The organism is Ruegeria sp. BHSC223, assembly GCF_059613025.1.
The window spans coordinates 38,375-52,179 of sequence record NZ_JBXWRR010000021.1 but is presented as its reverse complement, the minus strand read 5'-3'; the positions used below and the strand labels follow the sequence as shown (position 1 = coordinate 52,179).

The window sequence follows — 13,805 nt, the reverse complement described above, 5'->3', positions numbered from 1 at the left end:
CGGTCCCTTCCCGAACCCGGAAGTTAAGTGCCTCCGCGCCAATGGTACTCGGGCTCAAGCCCCGGGAGAGTAGGTCACCGCCAAACCTAATAAATACTCAATTCTCTCTAATACGATCACAAAAACAACCGGCGCGGGATGGAGCAGCCAGGTAGCTCGTCAGGCTCATAACCTGAAGGTCGTAGGTTCAAATCCTACTCCCGCAACCAAATTCCTGCGCGTTATCAATTGCTTGCACGGCGCCCCACAGGGCGCTTTCGTATTTGCGCAATTCTGGTCAACGCTCAGTCAACATTCGACGAGGCCCCCTGCGTGGGGGCTTGTTGCGTCTGCCCATGGCGGTCAACCGCCCGCCGTGGTCTACTTTAACCGCATTGAAACCGATCAGCAGGTGAAGGCCGTAGCTTAAACAACCCGGAAATCTGTACAAGAGTTGGGGAGTAGCTCACCGGCAAGGCCAATACCCATGCCTTGGAGCCGTTGAGGCGGGAGCACGCAGAAACCCATCGGGGCGCGCGGAGACGAAATATCGGGCCGCACAAGAAAGCCGGATATACGTCAGCAATCGTGATCGCCGAACCAGACCTAATCAGGCAGTTGCAATCAGGTGGGGTCCATATTTGTCCACAAGTGACACCTCTCCCGTTGGTTCACGTCGGCTTCCAACACACACCCAAAACCATTGCATCCTGATCTCCGACCGAGACATATGCATGGCCGATACCGCTGTCGAAATAGATGCTGTCGCCTTGCCCGAGGGTGATCGCATCTCGCCCCTTGAGGAAAACGGTGACCTCTCCTGCGAGCACATAGATGAACTCTTCGCCAGGGTGAGAGATGAAGTCATCGAAGGCCGCGAAACTATGCGCCTTGATTCGCCCGACCATGGGCACCATGTGCTTGCCGCTCACGTCTGACGCCAGCATGTCATAGTCGTATGTGGCGGAACGATGAATCGGTGCTTCGCCCGCGCGTGTGACCGTGATTGTCCCATGCGCGAAACCTTCCGCCTCGGCATCGAACAACTCGCCCACGTCCAGCCCGAGCCCTTGGGCGAGCCGCATGAAGCGATCATAAGTCAATGAAATCTCGCCACGTTCCATCTTGGAAATCGTCGAAATCGCAAGGCCGGTTCGATCGGACAGTTCTTTCAAGGTCCACTTCCGCGTCTTCCTGATTTGCCGGACACGCGCTCCCAGACTGGTTTCGGTCGCGGTGGGACTGGGCTCGAGATCGTTCAGAATTTTCTGCATTTTTTCCTATTGGAAAATTTACGTTGTTTTCCTATTGGAAAATATTGTAGCGTCTTGCTACCGAAATTGAAAATGAAACCGACCCTGGGACTGTGAAGCGTGCCGAATTCGTCATCAGATTGTGATTTTGCCGTCATTGGCGCGGGCATCGCCGGAGCGTCGGTCGCGGCGGAACTCGCTGCATCGGGGCGGGTCGTTCTTATCGAACAGGAAAGCCAGCCGGGCTACCACACTACCGGCCGGTCTGCGGCCGTCTACGCGCCCATCTATGGTCCGCAGCCGATCCGCGCACTGACGCGGGCTACGCTGGAGTTTTTCCAAAACCCGCCGCAGGGGTTCGTCGACCAGGACCTTCTCAAGCCGATCGCCGCGGCCTTTGTGGCACGCGAAGATCAGAAGGACAGTCTCGACGCGATGCAGCACGAACTGGCCGATGCATCCACCGTCACACGAATCGACGCCGAGGAACTGCAAGCCCGTCTTCCGCTCTTGCGCGATGGTTACGCGATAGGGGCCTTGTGGGACCACGGGACCTCTGAGATCGACGTGGCCGCATTACATCAGGGCTACCTGCGGCGCTTCAAGGCAAGCGGAGGGACCTTACTGACCCGTGCTCCGGTCATCGCGCTTGGGAAAACCGGGGACGGCTGGAAGATCGTGGCCGGGAGCTCCGAAGTAACGGCGCAAGTCGTCATCAATGCCGCAGGGGCGTGGGCCGACGAAGTGGGCAGGCTGGCCGGGGCCGAGTGCATCGGTCTTGTCCCCAAGCGTCGCTCGGCCTTGATGATCGCGGCACCCCAAGGGTGCGACGTGCATGGATTGCCCCTTGTGGTTGATGTCGACGAGCAGTTCTACCTGAAACCGGACGCAGGCAAACTTCTGGTTTCGCCTGCAAATGAAGACCCCGAACCGCCTTGCGATGTGCAGCCTGACGAGATGGACATCGCGATCTGCGTCGACCGGATCGAACGCGCCTTTGAAATTTCGGTGCGACGGATCGAGAACTCCTGGGCCGGGTTGCGCAGCTTCGTGGCGGACAAATGCCCGGTCGTCGGTTTTTCGCGCCAGGTCGACGGCTTCTACTGGCTGGCCGGGCAGGGCGGATATGGGATCCAGTCCGCTCCCGCCCTGGCGCAACTGGCCGCGGCCGAGGTTATGGGGCTGGAAATTCCCGAGCACATTCAAGCTGAGAACCTGAAACCGGATAGCATCCGGCCCGGGCGCGAAGGAATCGGCGCATGATCTGGCTGGCTCCGATACTGCTTGCAGTCCTGCTCGCATCGGGATTGGGGCTGGCCTATGTGGTCGGGGCCACGGCGGTCGTCTCGTTCCTGATGACCGAAAACGCCCGCTATCTTGCCATTCTGCCGCAAAAGGTCTTCTCGCAGATCAGCGTTTTCGCATTGTTGTCGATGCCGCTTTTCATCCTCGCGGGCGAGTTGATGAACCGGGGCGGTGTGACCAAGGCGCTGATCGATGTTTCCATGGCCATGGTCGGGCGCATTCGCGGGGGACTGGGGCACGTAAACATCATGACCTCGGTATTCTTTGCCGGGATCAGCGGTTCGGCGGTTGCCGACGCCGCCTCGCTGTCGAACACCCTTGTGCCTGCAATGGAACAACGCGGCTATACACGCCTCTATGCCGGGGCGATCACCGCGGCCTCTTCGATCATTGGCCCGATCGTTCCCCCGTCGATCATCCTGATCTTCTACGGCGCGATCATGCAGACCTCGGTGGCCGCCCTTTTCGTGGCCGGCATCTTTCCCGGCCTTTTGCTTGCCTGCGCTCTGTTTGCCCTCAACGGGTACTACGCGGTGCGCGACGACCATCCGCGTATCGAAAAGGGAGAGGCGCCGCCGATCCTGCCTGCAATCGCCCGGGCCTTGCCTGCGCTCTTGCTGCCCCTGATCATCGTGGGCGGGATCGTTCTGGGCTGGATGACGCCGACAGAGGCCGCCGCCGTCGCCGTCATCGTCGCTGCCCTGGCCGCCATCTTCTACGAGGGGCTGAAACTCGAGGACGTGGTCGAAAGTCTTCGCCGCACCGCGATGCTGACCGGCTCCATTTTTGTGGTTCTGTGCGCCATCGCCGCTTTTGGCCATCTGGCATCGCTGGAAAAGGTGCCGCAGGCGATCTCGGCCCTGATCACCGATCTGGGACTGGGACCTGTCGGCTTCATGCTGGCGATGAATCTGCTCTTCATCCTGGCGGGCATGTTTCTGGACATCCCCATGGCGCTGGCCCTGCTGGTTCCACTGGTAGCGCCGGTCGCCTTGGCCAACGGGGCAGACCCCGTGCATCTGGGCATCGTGATCTGCTTCAACCTGACCATTGGCCTGGTGTCGCCACCGATGGGCGGCTGCCTGCTGATCGTCTCGACGGTCACGGGGCTGAACTACTGGACCCTGGCCCGCGCTGTCATCCCGTTCGTGCTGGTCGAAATTCTGGTGCTGGGGGTGTTGGTCTTCGTCCCCGAGATCAGCCTCTACCTGCCGCGCGCGTTTGGATTGTGGAACTGAAAACAAATTCCCCGAAAGCAGGGGGAAAAGAGGAGGAACTAGAATGTCATTCATGAAACTTGTGGGGCCCGCCTGCCTCACGCTGACCCTGGCAATCGCCGGCCCCGTATCGGCAGAGATCAAGATCGCACTCGATTCTGCCAAGGACCTGGAAAACTCCGGATCCTATGTCTGGGCAAACGCGTTCTCCGAATATCTGAACGCCAACGGCATGGAAGCCGTGGAATACGAACGCGGCGCGCTGGGTGGCGAGGCCGAGAAGATGGACCAGGTGCAGCAGGGATTGCTCGAAGTATCCCTGTCCGACACCAAGGGCGTCGGCGCGCTGGACGGTCACCTCATTCCGACCACGCTGCCCTATCTCTTCCCGGATTGGGAAAGCGTGGACCGCGGTCTTGCCAGCGGCATGATGGACAAGATCAACGCAGGTACCATCCCACAGGGCGTGCGCGTCATCGGCATGGCCGCGCTGGGGTCTGCCGCCGGGATCTTCAACACCAAGCACCCTGTCGAAAAAGCGGCTGATCTCGCCGATCTGCGGATGCGGGCTCTGGATGAAAACCAGATCGGCGTCTACAAGCTCTGGGGCACCAACGGCACCATCGTGGCATGGGACGAAGTGCCCAACGCTCTTCAGACCGGCATCGCGGATGGCTACATCAACCCTCCGATGGTTCCGATCATGTTCGGGCATACCGGGTTCATCAAGTATTTCACCAACGCCAAGGTCGGATTGGGAAGCCGCACCATCATCGTGTCCGAGGACTGGTACCAGGGGCTTTCGGCCGAACAGCAGGCGATCGTAATGGACGCTGCCAAGGCCGCCACCGAGGCTAACCGCGCGTGGCTCGCGACCCGGTCGGCCGAGATGGACAAGCTGCGCGAAGCCGGCATCGAGGTGACCGAACTGACCCCAGAAGCCTGGGCCGAATTCAAGGCACTGAGCGCGCCCCTGCACAACATGGTGCCCCTGCCCGAAGGCGCGTTGGCCGCCTGGCAGGCTGCGATCGGAGAATAATACGATGCGCGCGGCGGTTTCCTGGCTTGATCGCTTTTCGGCTTTCCTGAACCGCGTTGCCCTTTGGGGCGCGGTGCTGGCGGTGGCTTCGCTGGTGCTGATCGCGGGATGGCAGGCCGCCGCACGCTATCTTCTCGATCAACCGCCGGCCTGGACAGAGGAGCTTGCACGATACCTCATGGTCTGGGCCGGATTGCTCGGCGCATCCTGTGCCTTCCGGTTCCAGGTCGATCCGTCGCTGTTCCCCGCCGCACGAGAGCGTACTGATGGGGTGGGGCGTATCTACGCGGTGGTGCGTGCGATCGGCGCGTTCATCTTTGTCGCGCCGATCCTTTGGTACAGCCTCTACGGGCTGAACGGGAAGATTGCCTCAGGGTATATCGCCCGAAACACGCGGGTCACGGCAGAAACCCTCGACGTACCGATGTCCGTTTTCGCAATGGCCATTCCAATCGGCTTTGGCCTGATCATGCTTCACTTGCTGGCAAATCTGTCGACAGCACTGATGCAGCCGAAAGAGACATGACATGAAGCTGATGATTGCGGCGCTGACCACGGAAACCAACAGTTTCTCGCCGATCCCGACCGGACGTCTTGCCTTCGAAGCACAGCTTCTAACGCGCGAAGGAAGCAAGGTAGAGCCGCGCATGCACAATGTGTCGCTGCATGTCTGGCGCCGTATGGCGCAGGAACGGGGCTGGGAGGTCGCCGAAAGCCTGACCGCGGCGGCACAGCCCGCGGGGCTGACGACCCGCGCCGTCTATGAAGAATTTCGCGATGAAATCCTGCGTGATCTCGAAGCGCAAAGTCCGGACATCTTCCTGATCAACATGCACGGGGCGATGATGGCCGAGGGCTATGACGATTGCGAAGGTGACATGATGCAGCGCGCGCGGGCCATCATGGGCAGGGACAAGGTGATCGGGCTCGAGCTCGATCCCCACAATCACCTGACCCGGGCCATGCTCGACAACGCGACCCTGATCGTCAACTACAAGGAATATCCCCATATCGACCCTGCGGACCGGGCGGTCGAGCTGTTCAACATGGCTTCTGACGCCGCCGAAGGAAAGACCCGCCCAGTGATGCGCGCGCATGACTGTCGAATGCTGACCATCATCCGAACCCTGACGGAACCGGGCAAATCCTATGTGCAGGCGATGAAAGACGCCGAGGGTAAGGTTGGCATCCTGTCGGTTTCGCTCACGCATGGATTTCCCTGGGGGGACGTGGCCGATGTCGGGGCCAAGACACTGGTGATCGCCGACGCTGATGCGGATAAGGCGGCAAGTGTCGCCGAAGAATTCGCCGCTCGGCTTTGGGATATCCGCGATGGTCTGCGTCTGGACTACCCGGATATTTCCACCGCGCTCGACATCGCCGAAGCAGCCAACGAGTTTCCAGTCACATTGGCGGACATGGGTGACAATGCCGGGGGCGGCGCACCCTCGGATTCCACCTACTTTCTAAAGGAAATCCTGAGCCGCGGGATAAAGGATGTCGGCCTCGCACAGTTCTGGGATCCCGTGCTTGTAGCCATGTGCCAGGACGCGGGCGTCGGCGCGCGCATGCGGGTGCGGATCGGTGGCAAGATATGCGCCGAGTCGGGCGAGGCGATAGATCTCGACGTTACCGTGCGCGGCATTCGCGAGAACATGTTTCAGACGGTAAATGAAATGTCGATGTCAATGGGCACGGGCGTTTGGCTGGAAGCCGATGGTGTCCACCTGATCCTGTCGTCCAAGCGCGGGCAGTGTTATTCGCCATCGGTCTTCTCCGATCTCGGGTTGGATATCGGGCGCCTGCGGATCATGGTCCCGAAATCCACGAACCATTTCTACCAGAATTTCGACCGCGTCAGCGCGCAGGTAATCCATGTCGGATCGCCCGGTGCGGTTACGCCGGACATCCCCAACATCCCCTTCACCAAGCGCAACGGAAACTTCTGGCCCAGGGTCGAGAACCCCTTCGCCTGATCGCATCGCATAAGACCAAGGACCGACTGCCGTGAAACTGCTTATTGCCTGCCTTGCAACCGAAACCAATACGTTTTCACCGATGCCCACTGGCCGGCTCGCTTTCGAGGCTGGCATGGTCTCGCGCGAGGCGACGCGCCAGCCCGCCATGCTGTTCAGCGCGCCCCTGCACGAATGGTGCCGTATGGCAGAGGAAAAAGGCTGGGAGGTCATCGAAAGCCTGACCGCTGCGGCGCAGCCGGCGGGCCCGACTGTGCGCGCGGTCTACGAAGGTTTCCGCGACGAGATCCTCGCCGATATTGAACGGTATCAACCCGATGTCCTGTTGATGTCGATGCACGGCGCGATGGTCGCCGACGGCTATGACGATTGCGAAGGCGACATGATGGCCCGCGCCCGGGCAATTATGGGGCCGGACAAGGTGATCGGGCTGGAGCTTGACCCGCACAACCATCTCACCCAGACGATGCTGGACAACGCGACGCTGATCATCAACTTCAAGGAATACCCGCATGTCGATGCGCCCGAGCGCGCGCGCGAGCTGTTCGTGATGGCCGCCGACGCCGCCGAGGGCAAGACCAAGCCGGTGATGCGGGCGCAGGACTGCCGGATGCTGACGATCATCGAGACCATGAAAGAGCCTGCCAGGACCTATGTGCAGGCCATGAAGGACGCCGAGGGCAAGGATGGTATCCTGTCGGTATCGCTCACTCATGGCTTCCCATGGGCCGATGTAGCCGACGTCGGTGCAAAAACGCTGGTTATCGCGGACGGCGATGCAGAAAAGGCTGCCAGCACGGCAAAAGCCTTCGCCGAAAAACTTTGGAATATCCGCGATGGGTTGCGGATGGACTACCCCGATATCTCCGAAGCGCTGGACATCGTTGCCGCCTCGAACCATGGCCCGATCGCGCTTGCGGACATGGGAGACAATGCCGGCGGCGGCGCGCCGGCGGATTCCACCTTTTTCCTGCAAGAGATCCTCCGGCGCGAGATGAAGGATATTGCCCACGGCATCTTCTGGGATCCGGTGCTGGTCACCATGTGCCAGGATGCCGGTGTCGGTGCGCGCATGCGGGTGCGTCTTGGCGGCAAGATCTGCAAGGAATCCGGCGAGGCAGTGGATTTGGACGTGACCGTCCGTGCCATCCGCGAGAACATGACCCAGAAACTGGGCGAGACAGATATGCCCATGGGCACGGGCGTTTGGCTTGATGCCGACGGCGTGCACCTGATCGTGTCCTCGCTGCGCACGCAGAATTTCTCGCCCTCGGTCTATACCGATCTGGGCATCGACATCACCCAGATGCGCGCCCTGATCCCGAAATCCACAAATCATTTCTATCAGAATTTCGAGCGGATCAGCCCGCAGGTGGTCCATGTGCGCACGCCGGGAACGGTGACGCCTGACATGACCATCATTCCCTTTACCAAGCGCGATGGAAACTTCTGGCCCAAGGTCGAAAACCCGTTCAACTGAAGGATCAAGCAATGACAGTTCACCGCATCGGTCTCCCCCCCGTCCTGCCGAACGGAGCCAAGGTTCCACTGGTTCCGGCAACCCGCGTCGGAAACCTGATCTTCTGCTCGGGTGCGCTTGGCGTGGATGCTAGTTTCAAACTTGTCGATGGCGGCGTCGGGGCGCAGACCGGCCAAGCCATCGCGAACCTAAAGGCCGTGCTGGCCGAGGCCGGCGCGACGCTGGCCGATGTTGCCAAGACAACCGTATGGTTGACTGATCTTGCGCACTTCGCCGAGTTCAACGTCGCCTACAGCGCGGAATTCGGCGATGCCTTCCCCGCGCGCTCGACAGTTACCTCTGCTTTGGCCATCCCTGGTGCATTGGTCGAGATTGAAGCTGTCGCAGCAATCCCCGAGATTGATGAGAAAAGCTGACCCATGTGGACCACGGTTTGTGAAACCATTTCGCAGCAAATCGGCAATGACCGCATCGTCAGGCCTGAAGATGCGGTGGGTCGTTTGATCTCGGTCACTGGCGAGGCGATGCCGCCTGTCCCCATCCTGCGTCCGCGCGATACCGAGGAACTGGCTAAGGCCCTCGAAATCTGTTCGGCGCACAAGACGCCTGTCATCCCGATGGGCGGCAGCACGGGGCTGGTCGGCGGCCTTCGCCATACCGGCAAGGAATTGTACCTTTCGCTGGAACTGATGAACCGGATCGAAAGCATCGATCCCGTCAACCGCGTGGCAACGGTTCAGGCCGGGGTGGTGTTGCAGAACCTGCAACAGGCGGCAGAAGACGCGGGGCTATCATTCCCGATGGACCTTGGTTCCCGAGGCAGCGCAACGGTCGGCGGGATGATCTCGACCAATGCCGGGGGCGAAAAAGCCTTTCGCTTTGGCATGATGCGCGAGCAGGTCCTGGGCATGGAGGTCGTCACCGCTTCGGGTCAGATCCTCGATTTGTCCAACGCCATGATCAAAAACAATTCCGGCTACGACCTCAAGCATCTGTTCATCGGTGCCGAAGGGACGCTTGGCATCGTTACCCGCGCTCAATTGCGACTTCGCCCGCAACTGCCGAATGTCAATACCGCTTTTGCACTGGCTCCCGATTTTGCCTCGGCCCTTGAGGTGCGGCATCGGGTCGAAGCGGCGTTGGGCAACGATCTGACCGCGTTCGAGGTGATGTGGCCAGAGGTCTACGAGATGACAACGGGCCACAGGACTGGGCGGCTACCGCTGCCGATTGTCTCTGGAGTCTATCTTCTGTTCGAAAGCGAAGCGGGAACTGCCCGCGATCCGGAAGCCTTCGAAACCGCGATGGCTGCGCTTTATGAAGATGGCCTTGTCGAGGATATGGCCATCGCCGTGTCCGAAGCGGATCGACGGGACATGTGGTCAATCCGCAACGACATAGATGCTATCATCCGGAACTTGTCTCCCTTCCTGGCTTTCGATGTTTCGCTGCCGGTTTCCAAGATGGAGCTTTTTGTTCAGGATCTGGAGACGGCACTGACCACGCGATGGCCGAAAACCCGATTTGCGCGCTTCGGGCACATGGGAGACAACAACCTGCATGTCGTCGTAAGTATCGGTCAGGACACGTTACACTATAAGAACGACATCAGTAGTATCGTCTATGACCGGGTTACGATGATGAATGGATGCATCTCGGCTGAGCACGGCATAGGGATGGACAAGTTGCCCTGGTTCGAATTGGGGAAAACCTCGTCGGCCATTGCCCTCATGCACACCATCCGCACCGCGCTGGATCCGAACAATATCCTGAACCCGGGTAAGACGATTGGGGCAGTCGGATAAGATGGCTCGGAATGGTATTCTGGAATCCTGAAAAACTGAGACACACGGTCAAATGGTTTGGCCCAATCTGAAGCCGGGATGAATCTTCCGGTTCGTCGAATTGCTATCACGGAATTTGTCACGTGACCCGGCTGCGAAAGGAACGCACCAATGAACAAGCACCTCTCCGTAAAACGCCTTGAAATGACGCTGGAGGACCGGCTGCATCAGGAGGAGGGTTGGGTTTACATGACCGGCATGCAGGCCCTGGTGCGGTTGCCGATCCAGCAGCGAAAGCGGGATGTGGCCGCGGGCCTGAACACGGGCGGCTACATTTCGGGCTATCGCGGCTCTCCGGTCGGCACTTATGACATGAACCTCTGGCAGGCGGCCAAGGTGCTGAAGGAAAACAACATCTACTTCCAACCCGGTGTGAACGAGGATCTGGCCGCCACCGCGACCTGGGGGGCGCAGATGGTGGGTCTGTTCCCCGGGGCCAAGGTCGATGGCGTGTTCTCGATCTGGTACGGCAAGGCCCCGGGCATGGACCGGTCGATGGATCCTTTGCGCCATGCCAACCTTGCGGGCACCAACCCCAAGGGCGGCACGCTTCTGCTGGTGGGGGATGACCACGGGGCCAAGTCTTCGACGGTGGCCTGCTATTCGGACATGAACTTTGCGTCACTGGGCATGCCCTTGCTGGCGCCCGCCAATGCGCAGGATGTGCTGGACCTGGGCCTGCATGGCATTGCGCTGAGCCGGTATGGCTCGACCCTGGTGGGGATGAAGCTGGTCACCGATGTGGTCGAAGGGGGCGGATCTGTCCTTATCGCGCCTGACAGCCCCAGGATCACCGTGCCCGACGACACCGGTCCCGACACTTCGATCAAGCCCTTCGTGCCGATCCTGGATCAGGAACGCCTTTTGTGGGAGGTCCGGTTGCGCAAGGTCCTTGCCTATGCCCGTGCCAACGGGCTGAACCGTCAGGACGGTTCGGACACGGCCCGGATCGGCATTGTGGCCGCCGGCAAGGCTTGGCAGGATCTGAACCAGGCGCTGGCCAGCCTGGGGTATCTCGACGGCAAGATCGGCAACATGGCCGTGCGGCGACTGAAGCTCGGCATGGTCTGGCCGCTGGATGACGCGGAAATCCGCAGCTTTGCCAAAGGGCTTGATACGATCCTTGTCGTCGAGGAAAAGCGCGCCCTTCTGGAAGACCAGATCAGGTCGATCCTTTACGGCTCGGGCCTCACCCCCCGTATCGTCGGCAAGACGTTCCACGGTCATGCATATTCGGCGGCGACGGATGACTGCGCCTTTCCCATGACGGGCGAGATCGACCCGAATATGGTCACCCGCGTCCTGGTACGGGTGGCGAACGAAACCGACCCCGATTGCGGTATCTCCATGCCGAACCGGCCGGATGCTCCGCCCGCGCTTGCTGGAGGCACGATCCGCCCGCCGTCCTTCTGCGCCGGTTGCCCGCACGGGCGTTCGACGCAAGTGGTGGGGGGCAGCCGGGCGCTGGCCGGGATCGGATGCCATACCATGGCGGTGATGCGCGATCCGACCAAGACCAACTCGATTAGCCACATGGGGGGCGAAGGCGTGATGTGGCTGGGCCAGTTTCCCTTCACCGACGAGAAACACGTCTTTACCAACATGGGCGACGGCACCTATTTCCATTCCGGCCTGATGGCGATCCGCGCGGCTATCGCCGCCAAGGCGCCGATCACCTACAAGCTGTTGCACAACGGCTTTGTCTCGATGACCGGCGGTCAGCCGCATGACGGCGAGATCACGCCCGAGATGATGGTCGCGCAGCTCAGGGCCGAGGGCATCGAGCGCATCGCGCTGCTGACCGACGAGACCGACAAGTTCGAAGGCAAGTCCTTCATTGGCGGCGGTGTCACCCTGCATCCGCGCACCGAGCTGGAACTGGTGCAAAAGGAACTGCGCGAATTGCCCGGTGTCACCGTGCTGATCTATGACCAGCCCTGCGCCACCGAGCGCCGCCGTCTGCGCAAGCGCGGCAAATGGGTCGACCCCGACAAGCGGGTGTTCATCAACCCCGCCGTCTGCGAGGGCTGCGGCGATTGCTCGACCGTGTCGGGCTGCATGGCGATCGAACCCCTGGAGACCGAATTCGGCCGCAAGCGCGTGATCAACCAGTCGTCGTGCAACAAGGACTTCTCCTGCGTCGAGGGCTTCTGCCCCTCCTTCGTGACGATCAGCGGCGCTGAGCCGCGCAAGGCCAAGGCGAGCAGCGCCGAGATCGACGTCAGCCTCCTGCCCGACCCGACCCCGCGCGCCATCGACGGGTCGTGGTCGATCCTGGTCTCGGGCATCGGCGGCGCGGGCGTGGTGACCGTGGGCCAGACGCTGGCCGTGGCGGCGCATGCCGACGGGTATTTTTCGTCGAACCTCGACATCACCGGGCTGGCGCAGAAATACGGCGCGGTGCATTCCCACATCAAGATCGCGCTGTCGCCCGACGACATGCGCGCCACCCGCATCGCCGCCGGCGAGGCGGATGCGCTTATCGGCTGCGACCTTGTCGTCGCCGCCGGGGACGAGGCGATTTCCAAGCTGACGCCGGGCAAGTCGGTCGCGGTGACCGACATCACGGTGGTGCCGACCTCGGAGTTTTCCAAGAACCCCGATTGGCGGCTGTACGGCGCCGAACAGCTTGAGCGGCTGACCCGCGTTCTGGGCGATGGCGTCCGCAGCATGGACGCCCAGCATCTGGCGGAAAAGGTCATGGGCGACCGCGTCTTTGCCAACATGCTGCTGATGGGCGCGGCCTGGCAGCAGGGTGGCATCCCGCTCTCGCTCGAAGCCGTCCACCGGGCGATCGTGCTGAACGGCGTCGCGATCGACAAGAACAAGCGCGCCTTCGACCTGGGGCGCCTTGCAATGGCCGACCCCGAGGCAGCCGCGAAACTGGCGGGCGACGCCGCGCCGATCCTGCTGGAGAGCCGTCGCGAAACCCCGCTTGACGAGGTGATCGCCACCTGCGTGGCGGAACTGACCGCCTACAAGGATGCGGCCTTTGCCAAGCGTTACACCGACATGCTCGGCCGGGTGAAAACCGCGGGCCTGAGCGCTGCCGCAGAGCGCGCCGTCGCCAAGGGCTATTACAAGCTGATGGCGGTCAAGGACGAGTGGGAAGTGGCGCGGCTTTACAGCAAGCCCGAGTTCCGCAAGCAACTCGAAGAGACCTTCGAAGGCGACATGGAGCTGACCTTCTACTTCGGCGCCTGGCCCTATGGCGGCGTCGATCCCAAGACCGGCAAGCATGTCAAGGGCGCGGTCAAGGGCAAGACGGCGATGCGCTTCTTCGGCCTGATGAACCGGTTCCGGGGGCTGCGCGGCACCCTTCTCGACCCGTTCCGCAACAATGCCGAAGCAAAACTCGCCCGCAAGCTGCTGGCCGACTATGAGGCCGATATCGACTTCGCGCTGGCCAATTGGTCGGATGCCACCGCCAAGGCGCTGACCGAACTGCTGGACCTGCCCGAACACATCCGCGGCTACGGCCCTGTGCGCGAACGCCACGCCGAAGCCGCCGACAAACGCCGCGCTGCGTTGAAGGCGGCAGTCACCACCCCCGCCGCCAACGCGGCATGACCGGAGAATATGACATGAAACTGCGATCCGACAAGGTCACCGTTGGCAAGCTGAACACCGGCGCGCGGGCCCTGTGGCGGGCGACCGGCACGCTTCCGGAGGAGTTCGGCCACCAGCGGCGTCAGACGGATTTCGGCTGAGA

Annotated in this window: 11 protein-coding genes, 1 tRNA gene and 1 rRNA gene; 12 read left to right on the top strand and 1 reads right to left on the bottom strand. The window is 61.3% G+C overall.

Annotated features, from left to right (window positions below):
- Nucleotides 1–86, top strand: a 5S ribosomal RNA gene (gene rrf / locus AC2FNY_RS19365); the annotation flags it as partial.
- Between the two features lie 46 nt (nt 87–132).
- A tRNA-Met gene (locus tag AC2FNY_RS19360) sits at nt 133–209 on the top strand.
- A 441-nt stretch (nt 210–650) separates the two neighbouring features.
- Here AC2FNY_RS19360 and AC2FNY_RS19355 read toward each other — a convergent pair.
- Nucleotides 651–1,253: a helix-turn-helix domain-containing protein gene (locus AC2FNY_RS19355; protein WP_496803463.1), complete on the bottom strand. Its 603-nt coding sequence runs from the start codon at nt 1,251–1,253 to the stop codon at nt 651–653.
- A 99-nt stretch (nt 1,254–1,352) separates the two neighbouring features.
- Between AC2FNY_RS19355 and AC2FNY_RS19350 the strand changes: the two genes are divergently transcribed.
- The 10 genes from AC2FNY_RS19350 (at nt 1,353) to AC2FNY_RS19305 (ending at nt 13,803) form a co-directional block, all read left to right on the top strand.
- Complete coding sequence (locus AC2FNY_RS19350) at nt 1,353–2,495, top strand: NAD(P)/FAD-dependent oxidoreductase (protein WP_496803462.1); 1,143 nt, start codon at nt 1,353–1,355, stop codon at nt 2,493–2,495.
- A complete protein-coding gene (locus AC2FNY_RS19345; protein ID WP_496803461.1) occupies nt 2,492–3,775 on the top strand; it encodes a TRAP transporter large permease in 1,284 nt (427 codons plus the stop codon). The genes AC2FNY_RS19350 and AC2FNY_RS19345 overlap by 4 nt, the downstream gene beginning before the upstream one ends.
- Before the next feature lie 43 nt (nt 3,776–3,818).
- Nucleotides 3,819–4,793, top strand: a complete 975-nt coding sequence (locus AC2FNY_RS19340; RefSeq protein ID WP_496803460.1) for a TRAP transporter substrate-binding protein — start codon at nt 3,819–3,821, stop codon at nt 4,791–4,793.
- 4 nt (nt 4,794–4,797) lie between these two features.
- Nucleotides 4,798–5,319 carry a TRAP transporter small permease gene (locus tag AC2FNY_RS19335; protein ID WP_496803459.1) on the top strand — a complete coding sequence of 174 codons (522 nt, stop codon included), beginning with the start codon at nt 4,798–4,800 and terminating at the stop codon, nt 5,317–5,319.
- A gap of 1 nt (nt 5,320) precedes the next feature.
- Nucleotides 5,321–6,769 (top strand): M81 family metallopeptidase, encoded by a 1,449-nt coding sequence (locus AC2FNY_RS19330; protein ID WP_496803458.1) that lies wholly within the window; start codon nt 5,321–5,323, stop codon nt 6,767–6,769.
- A gap of 31 nt (nt 6,770–6,800) precedes the next feature.
- Complete coding sequence (locus AC2FNY_RS19325; protein WP_496803457.1) at nt 6,801–8,249, top strand: M81 family metallopeptidase; 1,449 nt, start codon at nt 6,801–6,803, stop codon at nt 8,247–8,249.
- Nucleotides 8,250–8,260: 11 nt separating this feature from the next.
- Nucleotides 8,261–8,665, top strand: a complete 405-nt coding sequence (locus AC2FNY_RS19320) for a RidA family protein (RefSeq protein ID WP_496803456.1) — start codon at nt 8,261–8,263, stop codon at nt 8,663–8,665.
- Nucleotides 8,666–8,668: 3 nt separating this feature from the next.
- Nucleotides 8,669–10,054, top strand: coding sequence for an FAD-binding oxidoreductase (locus AC2FNY_RS19315; RefSeq protein ID WP_496803455.1), 1,386 nt, complete (start codon nt 8,669–8,671; stop codon nt 10,052–10,054).
- 150 nt (nt 10,055–10,204) lie between these two features.
- A complete protein-coding gene (locus tag AC2FNY_RS19310; protein ID WP_496803454.1) occupies nt 10,205–13,663 on the top strand; it encodes an indolepyruvate ferredoxin oxidoreductase family protein in 3,459 nt (1,152 codons plus the stop codon).
- Nucleotides 13,664–13,677: 14 nt separating this feature from the next.
- Nucleotides 13,678–13,803 (top strand): hypothetical protein, encoded by a 126-nt coding sequence (locus tag AC2FNY_RS19305; protein ID WP_255455781.1) that lies wholly within the window; start codon nt 13,678–13,680, stop codon nt 13,801–13,803.
- Nucleotides 13,804–13,805: the final 2 nt, after the last annotated feature.